The organism is Cupriavidus necator N-1 (assembly GCF_000219215.1).
Lineage (GTDB): Bacteria > Pseudomonadota > Gammaproteobacteria > Burkholderiales > Burkholderiaceae > Cupriavidus > Cupriavidus necator.
This window is the reverse complement of sequence record NC_015727.1, coordinates 131,214-153,971: the sequence shown is the minus strand read 5'-3', so window position 1 is coordinate 153,971 and position 22,758 is coordinate 131,214. Positions and strand designations below refer to the sequence as shown.

The 22,758-nt window shown below is 63.4% G+C and carries 18 protein-coding genes; 14 read left to right on the top strand and 4 right to left on the bottom strand.

All coding sequences use genetic code 11. From position 1 onward, the window contains the following. Positions 1–30 precede the first annotated feature (30 nt). From CNE_RS30895 to CNE_RS30880, 4 genes are all read right to left on the bottom strand, one after another. Entirely contained in the window at positions 31–1,374 is a 1,344-nt protein-coding gene (locus tag CNE_RS30895; RefSeq protein ID WP_013958638.1) for an NAD(P)/FAD-dependent oxidoreductase, read from the bottom strand. A gap of 93 nt (positions 1,375–1,467) precedes the next feature. Next, a complete protein-coding gene (dld, locus tag CNE_RS30890; RefSeq protein WP_013958637.1) occupies positions 1,468–3,198 on the bottom strand; it encodes a D-lactate dehydrogenase in 1,731 nt (576 codons plus the stop codon). A 27-nt stretch (positions 3,199–3,225) separates the two neighbouring features. Further along, a complete protein-coding gene (locus tag CNE_RS30885; protein WP_013958636.1) occupies positions 3,226–4,716 on the bottom strand; it encodes an NAD-dependent succinate-semialdehyde dehydrogenase in 1,491 nt (496 codons plus the stop codon). Positions 4,717–4,726: 10 nt separating this feature from the next. Beyond that, positions 4,727–5,989 (bottom strand): 4-aminobutyrate--2-oxoglutarate transaminase, encoded by a 1,263-nt coding sequence (locus tag CNE_RS30880; protein WP_013958635.1) that lies wholly within the window; start codon positions 5,987–5,989, stop codon positions 4,727–4,729. A 436-nt stretch (positions 5,990–6,425) separates the two neighbouring features. On the opposite strand from CNE_RS30880, the gene CNE_RS30875 reads away from it, so the two are divergent. From CNE_RS30875 to CNE_RS30810, 14 genes are all read left to right on the top strand, one after another. Continuing rightward, positions 6,426–7,208 carry a FadR/GntR family transcriptional regulator gene (locus tag CNE_RS30875; protein WP_013958634.1) on the top strand — a complete coding sequence of 261 codons (783 nt, stop codon included), beginning with the start codon at positions 6,426–6,428 and terminating at the stop codon, positions 7,206–7,208. A gap of 49 nt (positions 7,209–7,257) precedes the next feature. Further along, a complete protein-coding gene (locus CNE_RS30870) occupies positions 7,258–8,244 on the top strand; it encodes a TRAP transporter substrate-binding protein (RefSeq protein ID WP_013958633.1) in 987 nt (328 codons plus the stop codon). Further along, complete coding sequence (locus tag CNE_RS30865) at positions 8,244–8,738, top strand: TRAP transporter small permease (RefSeq protein ID WP_013958632.1); 495 nt, start codon at positions 8,244–8,246, stop codon at positions 8,736–8,738. Before CNE_RS30870 ends, CNE_RS30865 begins: the two co-directional genes overlap by 1 nt. A 3-nt stretch (positions 8,739–8,741) precedes the next feature. Further along, on the top strand, positions 8,742–10,025 hold the full coding sequence (locus tag CNE_RS30860) for a TRAP transporter large permease (protein WP_035827125.1): 1,284 nt from the start codon (positions 8,742–8,744) through the stop codon (positions 10,023–10,025). After that, positions 10,022–10,915 carry an HpcH/HpaI aldolase/citrate lyase family protein gene (locus tag CNE_RS30855; protein WP_013958630.1) on the top strand — a complete coding sequence of 298 codons (894 nt, stop codon included), beginning with the start codon at positions 10,022–10,024 and terminating at the stop codon, positions 10,913–10,915. Before CNE_RS30860 ends, CNE_RS30855 begins: the two co-directional genes overlap by 4 nt. A gap of 95 nt (positions 10,916–11,010) precedes the next feature. Then, on the top strand, positions 11,011–12,684 hold the full coding sequence (locus tag CNE_RS30850) for a thiamine pyrophosphate-binding protein (RefSeq protein WP_049800748.1): 1,674 nt from the start codon (positions 11,011–11,013) through the stop codon (positions 12,682–12,684). A gap of 17 nt (positions 12,685–12,701) precedes the next feature. Further along, the gene (locus CNE_RS30845) at positions 12,702–13,958 is read left to right on the top strand and encodes a Zn-dependent hydrolase (protein ID WP_013958628.1); all 1,257 of its coding nucleotides are present in this window, start codon (positions 12,702–12,704) and stop codon (positions 13,956–13,958) included. Positions 13,959–13,983: 25 nt separating this feature from the next. After that, positions 13,984–15,483: an aldehyde dehydrogenase gene (locus CNE_RS30840; protein ID WP_013958627.1), complete on the top strand. Its 1,500-nt coding sequence runs from the start codon at positions 13,984–13,986 to the stop codon at positions 15,481–15,483. A gap of 70 nt (positions 15,484–15,553) precedes the next feature. Then, entirely contained in the window at positions 15,554–16,903 is a 1,350-nt protein-coding gene (locus CNE_RS30835; RefSeq protein WP_013958626.1) for an MFS transporter, read from the top strand. After that, complete coding sequence (locus CNE_RS30830; protein ID WP_013958625.1) at positions 16,900–17,526, top strand: RraA family protein; 627 nt, start codon at positions 16,900–16,902, stop codon at positions 17,524–17,526. The genes CNE_RS30835 and CNE_RS30830 overlap by 4 nt, the downstream gene beginning before the upstream one ends. Before the next feature lie 36 nt (positions 17,527–17,562). Continuing rightward, complete coding sequence (locus CNE_RS30825) at positions 17,563–19,161, top strand: ABC transporter substrate-binding protein (protein WP_013958624.1); 1,599 nt, start codon at positions 17,563–17,565, stop codon at positions 19,159–19,161. A 60-nt stretch (positions 19,162–19,221) separates the two neighbouring features. Continuing rightward, positions 19,222–20,223 (top strand): ABC transporter permease, encoded by a 1,002-nt coding sequence (locus CNE_RS30820; protein WP_013958623.1) that lies wholly within the window; start codon positions 19,222–19,224, stop codon positions 20,221–20,223. Continuing rightward, a complete protein-coding gene (locus tag CNE_RS30815) occupies positions 20,220–21,059 on the top strand; it encodes an ABC transporter permease (RefSeq protein WP_013958622.1) in 840 nt (279 codons plus the stop codon). Before CNE_RS30820 ends, CNE_RS30815 begins: the two co-directional genes overlap by 4 nt. 9 nt (positions 21,060–21,068) lie before the next feature. Then, positions 21,069–22,721 (top strand): ABC transporter ATP-binding protein, encoded by a 1,653-nt coding sequence (locus CNE_RS30810; RefSeq protein WP_013958621.1) that lies wholly within the window; start codon positions 21,069–21,071, stop codon positions 22,719–22,721. Positions 22,722–22,758: the final 37 nt, after the last annotated feature.

Genomic DNA, 22,758 nt, shown 5'->3' with positions numbered 1-22,758 from the left:
CTTCGCTCCGTGTGCCCGCCGGCCGTTCGCTCAATGCATCTTCACGCGTGGTCGTGTACCTCGAGAGAATAATCGCGCCAGCGTGTCAAGCGCCGCTCTAGGTAAGCCATGTAGCGCTCGCTGGTGCATCTGGTACAGCGACATATACATCAGCCTGGCGAAATAGCCCTCCAGCCACAGGTTGCCGCGAATCAAGCCCCCCATGAGATTACCGACCGTACTGTGTCGACCGAGCGAGACGAGGGACCCGAAGTCTCGGTATCGCCAGGGCTTCAATGGCTTGCCCGCGAGCCGCCGGATGAGTCCCTCGGCCAAGTGCGAGGCCTGCTGATGAGCCGCCTGTGCCCGAGGGGGCACCAATACTCCAGCCTCGCGCCCTAGCCACGGACAGGCCGCGCAGTCTCCAATGGCAAATACATGCTCGTCGAGCGTGGTCTGCAGCGTCGGGCCGACCCGTAGTTGATGGATTCCGTTGACTTCCAAGCCATCCAGACCGCGAGCAAACTCCGGCGCCTTAACCCCAGCCGCCCAGACCACCAACTCTGCGGCAATGCTGCGCCCGTCTGCCAGCTGGACACCGTGCTGCCGCACCTCCGACACGCGCGCGCCTGTGTGGATCGTCACGTTGAGCGCGCGCAACTGCTTCGCCGCCCCGGCTGATAATCGTTCTGGCAAAGCAGGAAGAATACGTGGGCCGGCCTCAATCAGATGGATCCCGAGTTGCGCCGGATCCAGGCGCTCCAGACCGTAGCTCAGCAACTCACGTGTGGTGTGCTTCAGTTCGGCCGCCAGCTCTACCCCCGTCGCGCCAGCGCCAATAATGGCCACCTGCAACTGGTGGGGCTGAAGCTGCTCGCTCTGGGCATGCGCTCGGATGCACGCGTTGACCAAGCGCCGGTGAAACCGCTCGCCATCCGCGGGAGTCTCGAGCGCGATCGCGTGCTCCCGCACGCCTGGAGTACCAAAATCGTTCGTCCGGCTTCCCACCGCAAACACCAAGGTATCGTAGGGGACATCGCGCAGCGGCGTAACGGCATCGCCGAACTCGTCCACATGAGGTGCCAGATGCACGACGCGCCGGCTCCGGTCCAGCCCAATTACCTCACCGATGCGGTCGGTAAAGCCGTGCCAATGGCCTTGCGCCATGTAGCACAGCTCGTGCATACCAAGATTCATGCTGCCTGCCGCAATTTCATGCAAATGCGGCTTCCAGAAGTGCGTGCGTTTCTTGTCGATTAGTGTGACATGTGCCTGCCCGCGCTTGCCCAGTCTGTCGCCCAGCAATGTGGCAAGCTCCAGGCCGCCGGCGCCACCGCCGACGATTACGATGCGGTGCAGCCCGTCGGGTGCTGTGGTCTGTGGTATTAGGGACATGTCTCAGCTCAATAAGTCGAACTTCGATTGGCGCCGGCTGATGACTGCTTGCTTCATAGGCTCGGTCTCCAAGGAAATCTCGTGTGGCGGCGCTTACATATAGGACCGGCGTTTGCTCATCTGGCCCACACCGGGATTGAAGGTATTCGTCGGATCCACATCCCGATAGAACGCAGCCAGCGCCGGCTTTGCGCAATAGACGTGCCCGACGTTGTGTTCGGCGGGATACTCGCCACCCTTGGCGGCAATGAGGTCTAGCACCCGCTGCTTGATGGCTTCGAGGTTTCCGCCCTTCTTGACTATGTAGTCATGGTGGAATACGTGACACAAGAAGTGCGCGTAGCGGTAGCGCCCAACGAGTTGGGCTTCGATATCGGCCGGCAGGTGCTCGACCCAATCGCTGCTATTTCGAGGCAAAGCAAAGTCAAGCGAGAACACGCCTTCGACGTCTGAGCGGTGAATGGCGTTGTATCGAATGGCTGCCCCACCGGCAACGAAGCGGTGCAGAAATGCTTTCTGGCCTTCTTGCGGGTCGCAGGCGAACCATTCGCCGTCGTCCGGATCGCGTAACAGCCGTGCCAGCTGCTCCAGTATCGGCGCAACGTCACCGCCCGCCACTTTCAGGAGCACGATATGCTCGTACCGCTCGCGCAATGTCCGCAGCCGGACTGGCACATGCTCGGGCAGGAGTTGCCCCACCATTTGTGCGATCCGGTCCGCGGGATTGGCCGGGAGGAACCTGAACCGGCCCAGCAAGCGGTCAATCTGAGACTTCCACGCGAAGATGCTTGGTATCGCATCGGTGCCGAAGCGCTCGATGACAGAGAACATGTCCTTTGCATAGCGTGCGGACAAGTCGAAGATGTCCCGATGCATGTACTCGCAGGCCACTGGCAGCGCCATCTCGGGGGCCAGTAGCCGGTGCCTCAGCACGCTCAACATGGCAGGGTCGCGCACACCAATACAGAAGACCTGCGTTTGCTCGTCTGCCTCGAAGGTGTCCACTCGCACCGCAAACACCGCCAGCTTGCCAGCGCTGCCGGAGGTCTCGTACAGTCGAGCGGGATCATTGTTGAAACGCGCCGGTGTCGGCGCCGCGAAATCGCGCACACGGGCTTCATAGTCGGAGCATGAGCCCTTCCCGTTCACAGCGCTATCGATATCGGTCTCGGTAAAGTCGCCGTGGTCCAGGCGCGTGAGAATGGATTCAGGCGTATCGCCTAGCCGTATGCCAAGGTGATTCACCAATTGCAGCACTCCCGAGGCGTCGACACGGGCGAACAACGCCAGTTCTGTGTAGGCCGGCCCCCGGCGGACCAACATGCCACCCGAGTTGTTGCAGATACCACCGACGACGGAGGCACCGATACACGATGAACCGATTTCTGAATGCGGTTCCCGCCCGAAGGGCTGGAGTGCACGTTCCAGGCCATGCAAGGTGGCCCCCGGGAAGCAGATCGCCTGCCTGCCTTGGTCGATCACCCGGATAGTCGTCATCAACAATGTGTTGATGACGACTACCTGCCGCCCGTAGTCCTCGGCTCCGCCGTGCGGCGTGGAGCCCTCGGTGAGGCCAGTGTTGGCCGCCTGCATGACCACAGCCTTGCCGGCGGCGACACATGCCTGCAGCACCTGCCATTGCTCCAGCAGCTTCGTGGGAAACACCACCGCCAGCGCCTCGCCCTCGCCGGAGCGAAAGCCTCGGCGATAGCGCTGCGTGCGACGACGTTCAGTCAGCACGTTGCGTGGCCCGACAATACGACGCAAGCGCTCGACAAACTCCGCGTCGTTTGCCTGATGTGGCGGAAAAACAGGCAGATGCATCTGGGCCTCCCTTGATTGACCCGCCGCTCAGGCGGCGATGTCCCCCAGGCAGAGGTACTTGAGCTCGACATACTCCTCAATGCCATGCTCCGAGCCCTCGCGCCCTAGACCCGACTGTTTGACGCCACCGAATGGCACATGTTCCATGGAGATCATGCCGGAATTGACCCCTACCATGCCGTATTCAAGCGCCTCACCCACGCGGAAGATGCGGCCCACGTCGCGGCTGTAGAAGTAGCTCGCGAGGCCGAACTCCGTGTCGTTAGCGGCGTCGATGGCTTCCTGCTCCGTGCCAAAGCGGAACACCGGCGCAAAGGGGCCAAAGGTCTCTTCACGCGCGCACAGCATGTCCGGCGTGGCGTCGGCCACTACCGTCGGCTGGAAGAACTGTCCCGCGCCCAGTTGCGCTAGCCGATTTCCCCCAGTCACGATGCGGGCGCCCTTGGCCAAAGCGTCCGCCAAGTGGCGCTCGACCTTGGCGACGGCCGCCTCCTCAATCAACGGACCCTGCTCGACACCGGCCTCGAAGCCGTTGCCGACCCTGGCTCGACGCACGCGATCGGCGAACTTCCGAACGAACTCGTCGTAGACGCCGTCCTGCACATAGAACCGGTTGGAGCAGACGCAAGTTTGGCCGGCATTGCGGTACTTGCTCGCGAACGCGCCCTCAACGGCACTGTCGATGTCGGCGTCATCGAAGACAATGAAGGGTGCATTGCCGCCCAGCTCGAGCGAGAGCTTCTTGACCGTCGGGGCGCACTGCGCCATCAGGATGCGGCCCACTTCGGTCGATCCAGTGAAACTGAGGTGGCGCACCACGTCGCTCGCACACAGCACCTGGCCTACAGCGATGCTGTTACCACTATCGGCCGTGACAATGTTGAGCACGCCTGCCGGGATTCCAGCGCGAATCGCCAGCTCACCTGCAGCCAGGGCCGTCAGCGGCGTCAACTCGGCCGGCTTGACGACCACGGTGCAGCCTGCGGCAAGTGCAGGAGCGACCTTGCGCGTGATCATGGCCAGCGGGAAGTTCCACGGCGTGATTGCCGCACATACACCGATGGGCTGCTTGAGCACCAGCTGACGGCGGTTCTCGTCAAACTGCGACAGGGTCTCGCCGCTTACGCGCTTAGCCTGCTCGGCAAACCATTCGACAAAGCTTGCGCCATAGGCCACCTCGCCCCTGGCCTCGGCCAGAGGCTTTCCTTGCTCGGCTGTCATCAGGTGCGCAAGATCGTCCTGATGGGCGATAAGCAGGTCGAACCATTTGCGCAGAACCTGGCTGCGCGCCTTAGCACCCAGGCGCCGCCAGGCCGGCCAGGCCGCGTTGGCGGCAGCGATGGCGGAATGGGCATCAACCGCCTTGAGGTTGGCCACATCGGCCAGCTTCTCGCCGGTGGCAGGATCGTGCACGTCAAAGCGGCTCGCACCCGGCACCCATTGACCGTTGATCAGCGCATCGGTCTTGAGCAGGCTCGGATCGGCGAGCCCGTCCAGCGTGAGATGAATCTTCGTCATCATTCCTCCCTCAGGCCTGGACGGCGCGCTCGATGATGTCGAGCGCCTTAGCGAACAGAGCGTCGTCGATGGTCAGTGGGTACAGGAAGCGGATAGCGTTGCCATGCATGCCGCAACTTAGCAGCAGCAGACCTTCTTCCATGGCGTTGCGCTGGACTTGTTGAAGTCGCGCCGCGTCCGGCTTGGCGGTCTGCGGGTCGCGAAATTCGATGGCGACCATGGATCCTAGGCCGCGCACCTCGGCGATGACTGGGCAGCGCTCGCGCAGAGCTTCGAGGCGTTGGGTGAGCTGCGCGCCCAGCTTCTGCGAACGCTCGCACAGTTTTTCTTCGGCCAGGACGTCCAGCACCGCATGGGCCGCAGCGACAGCCAGGGCGTTGGCCGCGTAGGTGCCACCGAGTCCGCCCGGCGCCGGCGCATCCATAACCTCGGCACGACCGCACACGCCAGACAGCGGCAGTCCACCCGCCAGGCTCTTGGCCATGGTAATCAGATCAGGCCTGACGTCGTAGTGCTCCATGGCGAAAATCTTGCCAGTACGCCCGAAGCCGGTCTGGATTTCATCGGCAATGAGGAGGATACCGTGCTGGTCGCACAGTGTACGCAGGCCACGCATCAGTTCGGCAGGCGCCACATTGAACCCGCCTTCACCCTGCACCGGCTCCAGGATGATCGCGGCAACGCGCTGTGGGTCAATGTCGGTCTTGAAGAGACTCTCAATGGCAGCCAGAGCGTCATTGGTGCTGACTCCCTGCAGTGCGGCCGGGTACGGTACGTGAAACACATCGCTAGGGAAGGGACCGAAGCCGAGCTTGTACGGAGCCACCTTACCGGTCAGCGCCATGCCCATCAGCGTGCGGCCGTGAAAACCACCACCGAAGGCGACCACGCCCGGACGGCCAGTGTGGGCACGTGCGATTTTGATGGCGTTCTCCACAGCTTCGGCGCCCGTGGTGAAGAACGCAGTTTTTGCCGGCCCTTCAATCGGCGCGAGTGCGTTGATTCGTTCGGCCAGTGCTACGGCGCTCTCGTAGGGAACGATCTGGTAGGCCGTGTGGGTGAAGCGTCGCAGTTGTTCTTCCACTGCCTGCACGATCCGGGGATGGCGATGCCCGGTGTTCAACACGGCGATGCCGGCGGCAAAGTCAATGTACTCGCGCCCCTCGACGTCCCACAGCAACGCGTTCTCGGCGCGGTCCGCATAGAAGTTGCACATCACGCCTACGCCGCGGGGCGTGGCCGCCGTACGGCGCTGCTGCAAGTCGGCGTTCATAGGTTTGCTCACGATAAATACTCCTTTTTTGAAGATGGCAATGGGCGCATTACATCGGCAGCTTGATCCCTTCTAAAGAGCCAATCTGAGGTTCCTAAAGGGGCCAATCCCATCGTTGGACGGGTGCGCCTAACCACGTTGGTCTCAGGCACTCCGCCAATCGCGCTCGGAAAGACAGCTGGACCCCCCAATTGCTCGAGCACAAGAGCCGTGCATTGGTACTAAGCGATTAAACGTCACATCGCAAATTGGCCGGACCAGTAGTCCACTTTAACGGCACTCCGCGCACCTCGCACCACCCATAGTATGCGCTAGTGCATTGTTTTTATAGTGGCTTTTCCGCTGACATTGAAAGCAAGGGAAAACACCTACGTGACCTTGACCGAAGAAGAACATATTCTCCACTGGCCTGACCACTAGTCCAAACCAGCGTATCATGCACCATCTGGAAGCTGTCTCTGCTCAGCGCCTCTACCGACTGATTGCGGAGCGCATCGCCGAAAAAATCCGCTCCGGCGAGTTCCTTGTCGGAACGCGTCTGCCCGCGGAGCGGGACCTCGCAGACATCCTGCAGGTCAGCCGCTCGTCTGTGCGTGAGGCCTTGATCGCACTGGAACTGAGCGGATACGTGGAAGTGCGAGTGGGCAGTGGCGTCTATGTGATGGCAACGCGCGGCAACGAAGCCAGCTTCGTAACGGACGCTGCTCGCTGTATCACCGAGCTGGCCAGCGACATTGGCCCCTTTGAATTGCTCGAAACGCGTTTACTGATTGAGCCCGAATGCGCTGCACAAGCCGCGCAGAAGGGCACGGACCAACAGCTCGCGAAGATTCGCGAAGCACAGGAATCGCTCTCAGAAGCCGGCGCCCCGAGTCACTATGACCGGGCATTTCATGCCGCCATCGCAGCCGCTTGTGGCAACGCCGCCCTGGATGCGGTGGTCTCCCATGTCTGGGACCTTGCGGAAGCCAGCCCCGTCTACGAGCGCCTGGACAAGCATTTCGTCGACAGCAAAGTCTGGGATGTCGCGCTCCTCGAACACGACCGAATCGCGGACGCGATCCTTGAGCGGGACCCAATCCGCGCACGCCATGCAATGTACGCACATCTGATTGCCATCATGGCGCGCCTACGCGAAGACCTCGCCGGCAGCCTGCCTGACATCGCCGCACGGCCTGCTGCCAGCGGCAAGGTGCACCAATTGCGGTTGTCCCGATGAAGCCTCGACCCACTACCCCAATTCGAAACAAACCCTTCCTGGAGTCACCATGCGTCTTCTAAAGAGTCGATTGAGCACCTTGCTTGCCGCCACGGCATTTGCGGTCGCTACGCCGCCCGCGCACGCGCTCGACATCAAGCTCGGCCATGTACTGGCCGCCAGCCATAGCTGGCACAAGGCCGCAGAAGGATTCGCTGCCGAGGTCAAGGACAAAACCGCTGGCCGCGTCAATTTCATCCTGTTCCCCAGCGGTCAACTCGGCAATGAGAAGACCATGGTTGAAGGCATGCAGATCGGCAGCCAGGGCGCGGCGGTTATCGGATCGGGCTCGTTGCAGCCGGTGGACGCGCGCTTTGGCGTGGTTGAACTGCCATACACCTGGAACAACGCCGCACAGGCCTACAGAGCCTATGACGGCGACCTCGGAAAGGCGCTGGAGAAGATTGCCGATGGCAAGAACCTGGTGCTGTTGTCCTGGTGGGAGAACGGCTTTCGCCACATCACAAACAATCGCGGTCCTATCAAGACGCCGGCTGACCTGAAGGGCCTGAAAACGCGCGTCACGCCCGACAAGATGCGGCTCGACACCTTTACCCTACTGGGAGCCGCGCCCGCGCCGCTGGCATTCGGCGAGCTCTACTCTGCGCTGCAGCAGAAGGTGTTCGACGCCCAGGAGAACCCGCTGTCCATCATCTACACCTCGTCGTTCTTCGAGGTGCAGAAGTACCTGTCGCTGACGGGCCACGTGTGGAGCCCCGCGAGCCTGGTCGTGTCGAAGTCAGTCTGGAACCGCATCTCGCCCGACGACCGCAAGGCCATCAAGGCTGCCGCGGATCACTGGCGCGACGAACAACGCCGCATGATCACCGAAAGCGACAAGCAATACCTAACCCAACTCAAAGACAAGGGGATGTCGATTAACGAAGTGGACAAGGCTCCGTTCGCCACCGCCATCGCCCCAGTATGGAAGTCGTATGAGGCGACGTTCGGCCCGGAACTCATGGGTCTGGTGAAGAAGTACCGCGAGACAAAATAATGCTCACGCGCCTTTCATACGCCCTCTCCGCGCTGAGCAAGGCATTCGTCGCCGTCGCCTGCGCTGTGCTCGCGGTGCTGGTTACCGTCGTGGTATTCCAGCGCTTCGTCACGCACGACACACCGCGCTGGGCCGAGGAGCTGCCGCGTCTCGTGCTGGTGTGGTCCGCTTTCATTGGTGGCGTGGCCTGCAGCCGAGACCGCAGCCACCTAATGGCCGGCCTCCTGCCTTTCATCGTCAAGAACCCGCGAGTGCTAGGCATGGTAGACCGAGTCAACCATGTGCTGATCATCGCCGGACTGGTGGCCCTGGGTTGGGCTGGCTGGCAACTGGCGCAAATGACTATGGACCAGATGCTGCCCGCCATCAACGTCTCGGCCGGCGTGGTCTACCTCGCGCTGCCGATCGCCTGCGCGCTGACGGCTGTCGTCCATGTCGCCCAGCTCTTCGAGCCTTGGCCCCCGGCGCATGCCGAGTCTTTTTCCCTGGAGTAATGCGTGTCGAGCGGAGCTCTCTTTCTTATGGGCGTCTTCATGCTCACCATGCTGGTGGACTTGCCCATTGTCTATGGCATGGTGCTCTCGGGGCTTGCTTACCTGGCGCTTTTCGACGCCGCGCCGGTCGCCGTGGCCGCGCAGCAGTACGTCTCGGGCCTAGACAGCTTCACGCTGCTGGCCATCCCCCTGTTCATTCTTGCCGCCCAGTTGATGAACGGCGCGGGCCTCACGCAACGCATCGTGCGCCTGTGCGCGGCCATCGTCGGCGATATCAAGGGTGGGCTGGCCGTCGTCGCCGTTATGTCCTGCCTAGTCTTCGGCGCCCTGTCTGGCTCTGGGGTTGCCGACGTCGTGGCCATCGGCAGCCTGCTGCTGCCGGCAATGGCGCGCGCGGGCTACGACAAGGGCTTCAGTTGCTCGCTCGTAGGATGCGCCGGCACCACCGCTACCATCGTGCCCCCCAGCATCGTGCTCATCATCTACGGCACAACCACCAACACCTCGGTGGGCAAGCTCTTTATGGCAGGCATCGTGCCGGCCGTACTGCTGAGCCTGTCGTTGATCGTCATCGCTGTCTGGCAGGCACGCAAGTACAACTGGAGCGGCGGCAAACCCTTCGAGTGGGCCGAGCTTCGTGCATCGCTGGTCGATTCTCTGCCCGCGCTCATGGTGCCGGTTCTGATCATCGGCGGGATCCGTCTCGGTGTGTTCACGGCCTCGGAGGCCGCTTCCAGCGCCATCGCCTATTCGCTGTTAATCGGATTGTTCTGGTACCGCACGCTATCGCTGAGCGCCATCTGGAAGAGTCTCAAGTCGGCAGGCGAAGGCAGCGCGTCCATTTTGCTGATGATTGGCGCCTCGGGCTTTTTCGCGTGGATCCTGGTTGCAGAACAGGTGCCACAGGCATTGGCCTCGCTGCTGGCGAACTGGACCGACAGCCGCACCACGGTGCTGCTGCTCCTGACCGCCGTCTTGCTGTTGCTCGGCACGTTCATGGAGGCAATCCCAATCATCATCATCGTCGCTCCCGTCGTGATGCCGGTGCTCGCGCACTACCAGATCGACCCGGTGCACTTCGGCATCCTGCTGACTATCAACATGGCCATTGGCGCGGTCTCGCCGCCCGTGGGTGTGGATCTGATGGCCGCCTGCAAGGTGGGCGGCATCACGATGATGCAGACGTTGCGACCACTGACATGGATGATGCTTGCGATGGTGGGCGTGCTGATGCTCGTCACCTTCGTGCCTGATCTCGTGATGTTCCTCCCGAGGCATGTGCAATGATAATGCGCCCTACCCCCTCCCGCCGCCCGGTTACGCTGCGCCGAAGCTGGCTGTTCACCTCAGGCATGGACGAGCGCGCGCAGGCGGCCGCGCTTGCCAGCGGCGCCGACGTACTGGTTCCCGACCTTGAGGAGTTCACTGCGCCGGCCGACCGTCTCGTGGCGCGCCCACGCGTGGCCGCGCTGATGTCGCGCTGCCGCGCGCTGGGTATTGTCGCGGCGGTACGCATCAACCGACTAACTGGTGACGGCTGGGACGACCTGCGCGGCGTCATGCCTGGATCGCCGGACGCGGTTTTTCTACCCTACGTAGAGAGTGCCGACGAGATCGCCACACTGGATCGCGCCATATCGGCACTCGAAGCCGAGTTGGGACTGCCGAAAGGGACCACCGAGATCGTCCCGACCATTGAATCGGCGCTTGGCTTCATTCATATCCAGCACATCCTGGCAGCAAGCGAGCGCGTTCGTGCGTGCCTGCTTGCGGCCGAGGATCTCACGGCCGATCTCGGCGCCGAGCGCGGCCCCGACAGCCTAGAACTCAACCATCTGCGCAGCCGCTTCCACGTTGAGTGCCGGGCCGCCGGCCGCGTGGCCATCGACTGTCCGTACAACTACCGAGATATGCAGGCGCAGGCTGAGGATCTTGCCTGGGCCCGCCGCATCGGCCTCAAAGCCAAGTGCGCAGTGTATCCGGAGCAGGTCGCGCAGATCCATGCAGCATTCACGCCATCCATCGCGCAGGTTGAACTCGCAAAAGAACTGGTGGCGCGTTTCGAAGCAGCTCGCCGCGGCGAACCCATTGGTGACGCGCTCGTGGAGAGTCCCGACTACCACACGGCGCGGCGCCTGTTGACCCGTGACGCCGAATTTAAAACCTGGACCGCCTAGGCGCGGACCGAGACAGACTACGGAGAATCCCCTTGACATCGACTTTGCATTCAACGCCTGCTACCCTGCCGCGCCGCAACGGCGGCCAGATCCTGATGCAGCAACTGCGCATCCACGGCACCCGCCGCGTGTTTCTGGTGCCTGGAGAGAGCTACCTGCCCTGCATCGACGCGCTCAATGAGCACAAGGGTGCCATCGAACCCATTGTCTGCCGCCAGGAAAGCGGCGCTGCCTACATGGCCGAGGCAATGGGCAAGCTCACCGGCGAACCGGGCATCTGCTTCGTGACGCGTGGCCCCGGCGCGACCAATGCCAGCATCGGCGTGCACACCGCCTTCCAGGACTCGACGCCGATGATTCTATTCATCGGCCAGGTGGGCAACGACTTCTACGAGCGTGAGGCCTTCCAGGAGATCGACTATCGCCGCATGTTCGGCCAGATGGCCAAGTGGGTAGCGCAGATCGACCGTACCGAGCGCATTCCTGAGTACATCTCGCGTGCGTTCTCGATCGCCACCAGCGGCCGCCCCGGCCCCGTCGTACTGGCACTGCCGGAAGACACGTTGTGGGGCACAGCCGAGGTGGCCGACCTGCCGCGCTACACCCGCGCCCACAGCCACCCGGGTGCGGACGACATGCAGCGGATGGCGGAGCTGTTGGAGACCGCCGAGCGCCCCTTCATGATCGTGGGCGGCACGGGCTGGACGCGCGAAGCCATCAGCCATGTCGAGGACTTTGCCGTGCGCTTCCAACTGCCCGTGGGCACGGCATGGCGTCGCCTCGAGTGCTTCGACCAGCGCAGCCCCAACGCAGCCGGCCATGTTGGCTGGGCGATGACGCCCGAGTTGCGCCAGCGTCTTCGCGATGCCGATGTGGTCCTGGCCGTAGGCACTCGATTGGGCGAGGCAACCACCGAGGGCTACACCGTCATCGAAAGTCCAATGCCGCGTCAGAAGCTGATCCATGTCTACCCGGACGCCAGCGAACTTGGACGGGTCTTCGCACCCACGCAGGCCATTGTGGCGGACGTGTCAAGCTTTGCGAACGCCTTGGCGTCCCTCACGCCCCTCCAGCCCCTGCAGCGCAAGGCCTGGGTTGATTCTGCACGCGCGGAGTACCTGGCGAGCCTGAATCCACTGCCGGCCAAGGGCCCGTTCTCCCTTGACGAGGCTGCGGCCATCGCGGCCGAGCAGCTTCCGCGCGACGCCTGCATCACCGTGGGCGCGGGCAACTACGCGCTCTATCCGCACCGCTACCGCCAGTACACAGGCCCCGGTACCAGCCTGACGCCGACCGTCGGCTCCATGGGCTACGGCCTGCCTGCCGCGATCTCGGCCAAGCTCGAGAACCCGGACCGCACCGTGGTGTGCTACGCCGGTGACGGCTGCTTCCAGATGAACCTGCAGGAGTTGGGTGTCGCGCTCCAGTACCGCGTGGGCGTGGTCGTGCTGGTGTTCAACAACGGCATCTGGGGGACCATCCGCGCACACCAGGAACGTGAGTTCCCGGGCCGCGACATTGCACTGTCCTTCTCCAATCCGGACTTCGCGGCCCTGATACGCAGCTATGGCGGCCACGGTGAAGTGGTAGAGCGCACCGAAGACTTTTCTGCGGCACTGGCGCGGGCGTGCGCCTTCGCCGACCGGGAGAAGCTGCCAGCGCTCATCGAGCTGCGCTACGACGCTGACGGCATCGCCCCCGGTGAAACCCTCGCCGGCATTCGGGAGGCTGCCTATATTCGGCAACAGGCGGCCACATCCTCGAACTGACGCAGGAGCACCACATCATGAGTACATTCGATAACACTCAGAGTCTCGCCATCAACGGTCAGCGCCTGTGGCAGTCTTTGATGGACCTGGCCCGCATCGGCGCCACGCCCAAGGGCGGCAACGCCCGGCTGGCGCTGACCGCCCTGGATGGCCAAGGCCGCGACCTGGTGGTCGGCTGGATGAAAGACGCCGGCCTTGAGATCCATGTTGACCAGATCGGCAACATTTTTGGCCGCCGTGCCGGCCGCAACAACGCCTTGCCCCCTGTCATGACCGGCAGCCACATTGACACGCAACCGACGGGCGGCAAGTTCGACGGCTGCTACGGCGTGATGGCGGGACTGGAAGTGATGCGCACTCTCCAGGAGCGCGGCGTCCAGACCGAGGCGCCCCTGGAACTGATTATCTGGACCAACGAAGAGGGCTCGCGCTTCCTGCCAGTGATGATGGGCTCGGGCGTCTTCACTGGGCGCTTCACCCTGGACACCGCGCTCAACGCCCGCGACAGCGCCGGCCTGAGCGTGCGCGACGAGCTGGCTGCCATCGGCTATGCAGGCACCGAGCCTGTGAGCGAGCGCCCGGTCGGGGCCTACTTCGAAGCCCACATTGAGCAGGGCCCCGTGCTCGAAGCCCAGAACAAAGTAATCGGAGCCGTTACGGGTTCGCTGGGCGTGCGCTGGTATGACGTCACGGTCACCGGGATGGAGATGCACGCGGGCCCCACGCCAATGCCCGTGCGCAAGGATGCGCTCGTTGCCGCCTGCGAGATGGTGCAGACGGTGATTGGCATCGCCAACGACAATCTGCCGCATGGCCGTGGCACCGTGGGCGTGCTCAACGTGCACCCTTCGTCGCGCAATGTGGTGCCTGGCCGCGTGGATTTCACTGTGGATCTTCGTCATATCTACGCGGAAACACTGTCGGCGATGGACCGGCACCTGCGCGAGTCCTTCGCAACGATCGCGCAACGCCACGACGTGGAGCTCGATCTGCGCCTGGCTCAATACAACATGCCCACCCCATTCGCGCCGGAGCTCGTGGACAGCGTTCGCGAGAGCGCCGTGCGCCGCGGCTTGTCCACCATGGACATCGTCACCGGCGCGGGTCACGACGCCGTGCACATGGCCATGGCCCACCCCACGGCCATGATCTTTGTGCCATGCAAGGATGGCGTGAGCCACAACGAGATCGAGGACGCCCAGCCCGCGCATCTTGAAGCCGGCTGCAACGTCCTGCTCGATGCCATGCTGGCGCGTGCCGGCGTCGCGGCCTGATGCTGCTTCCAATCGGAGAAAACACATGGAACTGCACAACCTCGCCTACTGGCGGAGCAGGGCCGAAGCGATGCGCTTCGATGGCCTGGCGTACATCGACGGGGCCTACACTCCCGCCACCGACGGTGCCACGTTTGCCTGCATCAGCCCCATCGACGGCCGCAAGCTAGCCGACGTTGCGGCCTGTGGTGAAGCCGACGTGAACCGGGCGGTGGCAGCCGCGCGGCGCACCTTCGAATCCCGGGTCTGGTCTGGCCTGGCGCCGCGCGAGCGCAAACGGCGCCTCCAGCGCCTGGCCGCACTGATCGAGCAGCATGCCGAGGAGCTCGCGCTGATCGAGGCCCTCGACATGGGCAAGCCGGTGCGCGACGCCCTGCTGTTCGACGTGCCCGAGACCGCGCGCTGCTATGCCTGGTACGGCGAAGCCGTGGATCAGCATTACGACGAAATTGCCCCCACCCACGAGGGTGCGCTCGCCACCATCACGCGCGAGCCCGTCGGCGTGGTCGCGGCCGTGGTGCCGTGGAATTTCCCGCTGATGATGTCGGCCTGGAAGGTGGCGCCGGCATTAGCCGCAGGCAACAGCGTGGTGCTAAAGCCTGCCGAGCAGTCGTCGCTTAGCGCGTTGCGCCTGGCGGCGCTCACCGCCGAAGCTGGCATTCCTCCGGGCGTGTTCAACGTGGTGCCCGGTCTGGGCGCAGTAGCCGGCCAGGCTCTGGGCCTGCACCCGGACGTAGACTGCCTGGCCTTCACCGGCTCGACCCTCACCGGCAAGCGATTCATGCGCTATTCCGCCGACTCGAACCTCAAGCGTGTCTGGCTGGAGTGCGGCGGCAAGTCCCCGCACATCATCTTCGACGACTGCCCCGACCTCGACCGCGCGGCGCTGGTCGCCGCCCAGGCCATCTTCGTCAATCAGGGCGAAGTCTGCATTGCCGGCTCGCGGCTGTACGTGCAGGAAGGCATCTACGACGCTTTCATGGAGCGCCTCACGGCACACGCTCAGGCGATGGCCCCGGGCGACCCGCTCGACCCCGAGGCCCCAATGGGCGCGATCGTCGATGAACGGCAGATGCAAGGCGTACTGGCCCGCATCGAGGCCGGTGTGCGCGAGGGCGCACGGCTTCGCACCGGTGGCCAGCGCGTGCGCAACGAGACGGGCGGCTACTACATCGAACCGACAATCTTCGACTGCGCCACCCAAGACCTGTCGGTGGTGCGCGAAGAGATCTTCGGGCCGGTGCTCGCGGTGCAGCGCTTCGCGACCGAGGAAGACGCCATCCGGCTGGCCAATGACTCGGTCTACGGCCTCGGTGCCGGCCTGTGGACCAGCAGCGTCGGCCGCGCCCACCGGCTCTCGCGCCGGATGCGCGCCGGGCTAGTGTGGGTCAACTGCTACGCCGACGGCGACATCACCGTGCCGTTCGGCGGCGTCAAGCAGTCTGGCTTCGGCCGGGACAAGTCCTTGCATGCACTGGAAAAGTACAGCGACCTGAAAACTACTTGGATCGATTTGCGGGATTGAACCTGAACCACGACGTGCCCTCCCCCGGGGGGCACGGTTGCCACACAACAAGAGATACTGAGGAACTGCCATGAACCGCCCCGTAGCCGCTGGAGAGCCAGCGAAAGCAACCCACAGCATCAAGCGCATCGCCGTTGCGAGCGTCATTGGCACCACTGTCGAGTGGTACGATCTGTTTATCTTCGCCACAGCGTCCGCGCTGATCTTTAACAAGATCTTTTTCCCGGCGTTTGACCCACTGGTGGGCACGCTGCTGGCTTTCGGGACTTTCGCCTCGGCCTATGTCGCGCGCATTGTGGGCGCGGCGCTGTTCGGCCACTTCGGCGACAAGGTCGGGCGGAAGTCGATGCTGCTGGTCTCCCTCGTCATGATGGGCATGGCGACTTTTGCCATCGGCCTGCTGCCGGACTACAAGACGATCGGCGTCTGGGCCCCGATCCTGCTCCTGACGCTGCGCGTTATCCAGGGCCTCGCGCTGGGGGGCGAGTGGGGCGGCGCCGTTCTGATGGCCGTGGAGCATGCGCCCTCCAACCGCAGGGGATTGTATGGCTCATGGGTGCAGATCGGCGTCCCGCTCGGCACCTTGATCGCCAACCTGGTCTTCCTGGTCAGCAATACGTTGATGCCCGCCGAAGACATGCTGTCCTGGGGCTGGCGCATTCCCTTCCTCGCCAGCATCGTGCTGGTGGGGGTGGGCATGTATATCCGCTTGAACATTGCCGAGACCCCGTCATTCAATAAGGTCAAGGCAGCGGACGAGCAGGTCAAGGTCCCGCTGTTCGAAGTCTTCGCACGCAACTGGCGCCAGGTGCTGCTCGGCGGCGTTGCCACCATGTCCACCGGCACTTCGTACAACCTGCTGGTTGCGTTTGGACTGACCTATGGCACGCAGACTCTGGGCCACACCCGCAATGAGATGCTTGTGGTTGTGCTGGCGGCCTGCGCACTCTGCGTCGCCCTGCTGCCGCTCTTCGGCCGCCTTTCGGACACCTTTGGGCGCAAGCCGGTGATCCTCGCGGGCATTGCCGCTGAGGCTCTGCTGGCATTTCCGCTGTTCTGGCTCATGGATTCGCACGGATTCGTCGGGGCGCTTTTGGGCTATCTGCTGATGATGACCGCATTCGCTGCCAACTATGGCCCCATTGCCACCTTCCTGGCCGAACTGTTCGGCACCAAGGTCCGCTATTCGGGCCTGTCCATCGCCTACATGCTGTCGGGGCTGCTGGGTAGCGCCGCAACGCCCATCATCACCACCGCCCTTCTGTCAGCGACGGGACGTGGGTCGTCCATCGCCTGGTACATGATCGGCTCGGCCATCCTGTCCGCCATTTCGTTGTGGCTGCTCGCAGAGACGCTGGGGCGGGAACGCGATGAAGGTGCCGTCACGCACTCGGCCGCAACGGTGGGGAGGGTGTCGTGAGCGTATCCCCCATCCCTCCTGAACTGCTCGCCCGCCTGCGGGCGGTGAGCTTCCCCACCCTGGGTCATCTGCTGGAAGATGGGTTCGTCGACTCGGGTATCCGGGCACTCGTCCCGAACGTCAAGGTCGTCGGCCGGGCAGTCACCCTGCAGGTCACTGACGCCGATGCCGTGGCCGTGAACCAGGCGTTGGCCAGCCTCACCCCCGGTGACGTGCTGGTGATCGACATGGGGGGCGACCATACGCACGCCCCCGTCGGTGCCGTGACCGCCTGCGCAGCAGCCAGCGCGGGCGCTGCGGCCATCGTGGTTGACGGCGTCGTCACCGACATCCTGGAGCTGCGCGAAACGAAGCTCCCGGTCTTTGCACGCGGCACGAGCCTGCTGACGACCAAGCGCCTGGGCGCCGGACGTAGCCAGCTCAACATCCCGGTGCGCTGCGGGGGCGCTGTCGCGCGGCCTGGTGATCTGGTCCTTGCGGACGACAACGGTGTGATGTTCCTGGACGCCGACACTGCCGCCCGCGTGGTCGACGAGGCGCTGGCCTCCGACCAGGCCGAGCCAGCCACCCTGGCCAGGCTGCGCGCGGGCGAACCAGTTACTCGCGTGTTGCTTGGCAGCTAAGACGACTTCCCCTTGCACTCCATCAGGAGAACCCCGATGTCCTCTCTATCCCTTTCCTCCCTGCGCACGGTGCCCGCGCTGGCATTCGCAGCGGCCCTGCTTTCTGCCACGTTGGCCCCGGCAGGCAATGCGCACGCTCAGACGCGCGGCGGTACGCTGTCGGCCATCGTCCAGCCCGAGCCGCCAGTGCTGGTCAGTGCGATCAATTCCCAGGCACCCACCCAGTACGTTGCCGGCAAGATCTACCAGGGCCTGCTGACCTATAGCCCAGATCTCAAGCCGCAGCCCGAGCTGGCCAAGAGCTGGACGATCTCGCCGGATGGTCTGACCTACACCTTCGAGCTGCAAAGTGGCGTGAAGTGGCACGACGGCAAGCCGTTCACGGCTGCCGACGCGGCATTCACCATTGGTCAGCTACTGCCTGAAGTGCATGTGCGCACGCGCGCCGTGCTCAACAAGTACGTTGCCTCCGTACGTGCCGTGAGCGCATCCACGCTCGAGATCAAGCTGAAGGAACCGTTCCCGCCCTTCATCATGATGTTCGAGGTCGGCACGATGCCGATGATGCCCAAGCATCTGTATGAGGGCACGGACTATCGCAAGAATCCGGCCAACCAAACGCCGGTAGGCACCGGCCCCTTTATGTTCAAGGAGTGGAAGAAGGGTGCCTACATCAAGCTCGTGCGAAATCCCAACTACTGGAAGAAGGGGCTGCCCTACCTCGATGAACTGGTGTTCAACGTGATTCCGGATTCGGCGTCGCGTGCCGTCGCCTTTGAACGCGGCGACGTGCAGGTGCTGCGTGGCGGCGACGTTGACAACGTGGACGTCAAGCGGTTGCGCGCGATCTCTGGCGTCGAGTATACGACCAAAGGCTGGGAACTGTTCTCGCCGATGGCCTACCTCATCCTGAACCAGCGCAAGCCCCCGTTCGACAACGTCAAGGTACGCCAGGCCGCGATGCATGCGCTCAACCGCAAGCTCATTGCCGAGAACATCTTCTTCGGGCTGGGCAAGCCAGCGACAGGTCCCTTCACCTCCAACACGCTGTTCTACGACAAAAACACGCCGACGTTCGACTTCAACCTGAAGAAGGCCCGAGAACTCGTCAAGGAATCTGGCGTGGACGTGGCCAAGTATCCGGTCAAGATCCTCTCCACCTCCTATGGTGCCAACTGGGACCGCCTTGATGAGTACATCAAGCAGATGCTGGAGAGCATCGGCCTGAAGGTGAGCATCGAGTCGTCGGACGCGGGTAGCTGGTCCGGCCGCGTGAGCAACTGGGACTTCGACATGACGGTCACCTTCGCCTACCAGTACGGCGACCCGGCACTGGGTGTGGAGCGCTTCTACCGCAGCAGCAATATCGTCAAGGGATCGCCCTTCGCCAACGTGCAGGGCTACAACAATCCCAAGGTAGATCAGCTCTGGATGCGCGGTGGCTCCACGCAGGTAGCTGCCGAGCGCCAAAGCGCCTACAGCGAGATACAGAAGCTGCTTACCAGCGAAGTGGCCAATGCCAACCTGCTGGAGATGGAGTTCCCCACCCTCTACCGCGCCAACGTGAAGAACCTCGTTACCACGGCAATTGGCCTGAACGAGTCGTTCGACAAGGTCTACATCGACAAAAAGTGAGCCCAGCCGTGGGCCGCAGTTGGTCGGCCCGCGGCTCCTACCTTGCGCCTGGAGCCCTCGATGAACTTCCTCTCCTTTCTGTCGTCCCGACTCGCAAAGGCCCTCGTGGTCGTGCTCGGTGTCGTCATTCTGAACTTCTTCCTCGTTCGCATGGCGCCCGGCGATCCGGCCACGGTACTGGCCGGGGAGGCCGGCGCTGGCGATGAGGTCTTCGTCAGTCAACTGCGCGAGCAATTTGGACTCGACAAGCCGCTCGTTATCCAACTCGGTACCTACCTCAAGGGAATCGCCCAGCTTGATCTCGGCTATTCCTACCGAAACCGGCTGCCGGTGCTGGATCTGATCCTCGACCGGCTGCCCGCGACATTCCTGCTCATGGGCAGCGCCTTCCTGCTCTCCATCGTGATGGGCGTGGCACTTGGCGTCCTGGCCGCCCGGACACGTTACGAGAACCGGCGCCGGTGGCTTGACAGCGCACTGATGTCCGGCGCCCTGCTGCTCTATGCCACGCCGTTGTTCTGGTTGTCGCTAATGGCCATCATCCTGTTCTCGGTCGTACTCGGTTGGCTGCCGGCTTTCGGCATGGAATCGATCGGCGCCAACCTGAGCGGATTCGACCGTATGCTGGACATCGCCCACCACATGGTGCTGCCCACGTTGTCGCTCGGCTGCTTCTTCATGGCCGTCTATGTGCGTCTCACGCGAGCATCGATGCTCGAAGCGATGGGCATGGATTTTGTGAAAACCGCGCGCGCCAAGGGCGTTCCGGCACGTCGTGTGATCCGCGTACATGTGCTGCGCAACGCCTTGCTGCCGGTCATCACCTTTGCAGGCATCCAGCTCGGCCAGATGGCAGGCGGTGCGGTACTCACCGAGACCGTATTCGCCTGGCCCGGCATCGGCCGCCTGATGTTTGATGCGCTGCTTCAGCGCGACTACCAGCTTCTGCTGGGCATCTTCTTCATGACCTCGGTCCTGGTCGTGACCTTCAACCTGGTGACCGACATCGTCTACCGGTTCGTCGATCCCCGCATCGCAGCCGGTCAAGGAGCACCCGCATGAAATCCTTCCTTCGCCGCTTCTCGCGCAACTACGGCGCGCTGTTTGGGGTATTCATCTTCCTGGCTGTCCTATTCTTCGCAGGAACCGCCTCGCTGTTCTACGAAGAGTCGCCGTGGACGATGGTCTCCTCGCCGCTGGTGGAACCGTTCACCGACCCGTCGCTGCCCTTCGGCACCGACATGTTGGGCCGTGACGTCACGGCCGGCATGCTCTACGGCGCGCGCGTGTCGCTGCTGGTTGGTGTTGTCTCCACCATCGTGGCCCTGGTGTTCGGCATCCTGATAGGCGCGGTCGCTGGCTACAGCGGCGGTCGGATCGATGATGGGCTGATGCGCTTCACCGAGTTCTTCCAGACCATCCCCCAACTGGCGATGGCGGTGGTGATCGTGGCCATTTTCAGCCCCTCGCTGGTGACAATTGTGGGAGCCATCGCGGTCGTGTCGTGGCCGCCGGTGGCGCGGCTCGTGCGTGCCGAGTTCCTGAGCCTCAAGCAACGCGAGTTCGTTCAGGCTGCCGTCGTGATCGGCCAGAAGCCGCTGCGCGTGATCCTCACTCAGATCCTTCCCAACGCGCTTTCGCCCATCATCGTCACCGCTTCGTTCATGGTCGCCACCGCCATCCTCACCGAGTCGTCGTTGTCCTTTCTCGGCCTGGGCGACCGCAACATGATGAGCTGGGGCTTCATGATCGGCGCCTCGCGCACCATGCTGCGCGAGGCCTGGTGGATGAGCGTGTGGCCCGGTGTCGCCATCCTCCTGACCGTGCTCGCCATCAACTTGATTGGCGAAGGCCTCAACGATGCCCTGAACCCGCAACTGCGCAAGCGCGGCGAATAGGAGATCCCCATGCCCCAGAAAGATCCATCCCAGGCGCCGCTGCTGTCGATCCAGCAGCTCAGCATCCCACTGCCCCCAGGTGCGGACCGCTCCTATGCGGTAAAGGACATCTCGTTTGACCTGTTCCCCGGCGAAATCCTTTGCATCGTCGGTGAGTCGGGTTCGGGCAAGTCCATGAGCTCCAACGCCATCATGGGCCTGCTTCCCCCCGGCCTCGTGCCCGAAAGCGGCCGGATTCTGTTCCAGGGCCGTGACCTGCTCCAGCTCGACGAAGCCACCCTGCTGTCCATGCGGGGCAAGGACATGGCCATGGTGTTCCAGGAGCCGCTGTCCGCGTTGAATCCCCTGATGACCGTGGGCGACCAGATCGCCGAAGTCATGCGCGTGCATCGCAGTCATGAGCCCGAGGCCTGCGAACGCCGCGTACTGGAGCTGCTCGAGTTCGTTGGTCTGCCTGATCCTGCGACGCTGCGCCACAGCTACCCGTTCCGCTTGTCGGGCGGCCAGCGCCAACGCGTCGTCATCGCGATGGCCCTAGCGCTCGAACCCGGCTTGCTGATCGCCGACGAGCCGACCACGGCTCTGGACGTGACGACACAGGCGCAGATCCTCGCGCTCATTCGCCGCATCCAGGACGAGAAAGGCATGGGGGTGATGTTCGTGACCCACGACTTTGGCGTGGTGGCTGAAATTGCCGATCGCGTCGCTGTCATGGAAAAGGGCCGCCTGGTCGAGATTGGCCCCGCCGAGCAGGTGCTCAACGCGCCCCGGCACCCGTACACTCGGCGACTTATTGGCGCCGTACCCCGCGGCCGCGCACAGCGGACGTCGTCGACGCAGGCGGAAACCGTGCTGGCAGTGCGCAACCTGCGCAAGACCTACGCCACCGGAGGCGGCTGGTTCGCGCCTAAACGTGTGGTCCACGCGGTGAATGACGTGAGCTTCAGTGTTCGCCGTGGTGAGACGCTAGGGATTGTCGGCGAATCGGGCTCGGGCAAGTCCACCATCGGGAAGTGCCTGTTGCGCCTGACAGATATCGATGGAGGAGAGTTGCTGTTTGACGGCTGCAACCTCGCCACGCTGAGTGAACGCCAATTCCGTCCTCTGCGCCGCGACGTGCAAATGATCTTCCAGGATCCTTTCGCCTCGCTGAACCCCCGGCACACCGTCGGCCGGATCATTTCCGACGGGCCGGTCGCTAATGGCGTGCCCGTCGCCGCGGCGCACCGTCGCACCCGAGAGCTGCTGGAGTTGGTGGGTCTGGAGGCGTCGGCCTTCGACCGCTACCCCAACCAGTTTTCGGGCGGCCAGCGCCAGCGCATTGGCATCGCACGTGCGCTGGCGCTTGAGCCGAAGCTCATCGTCGCGGACGAATCCGTCTCAGCTCTCGACGTGTCGGTCCAAGCCCAGGTGCTGGAGCTGCTGGGCCGGCTGCAAAAGCAGCTAAACCTCGCGTTGATTTTCATTACACACGACCTGCGGGTTGCCGCCCAGATCTGCCACCACGTCATCGTCATGCACCGCGGCGGCGTGGTGGAGTCCGGCCCGCCCTCGCGCATCTTCGACGACCCGCAGCACGAATACACCCGCCGTCTTATTGGCTCCATTCCTGGACAGACTTGGGAGCCGCCAGTCGATGCTCCTGCTGCGGCCTGCGCGTGAACGGCCATCTATCGACAATCTCCCCCTCTTGAGGAGT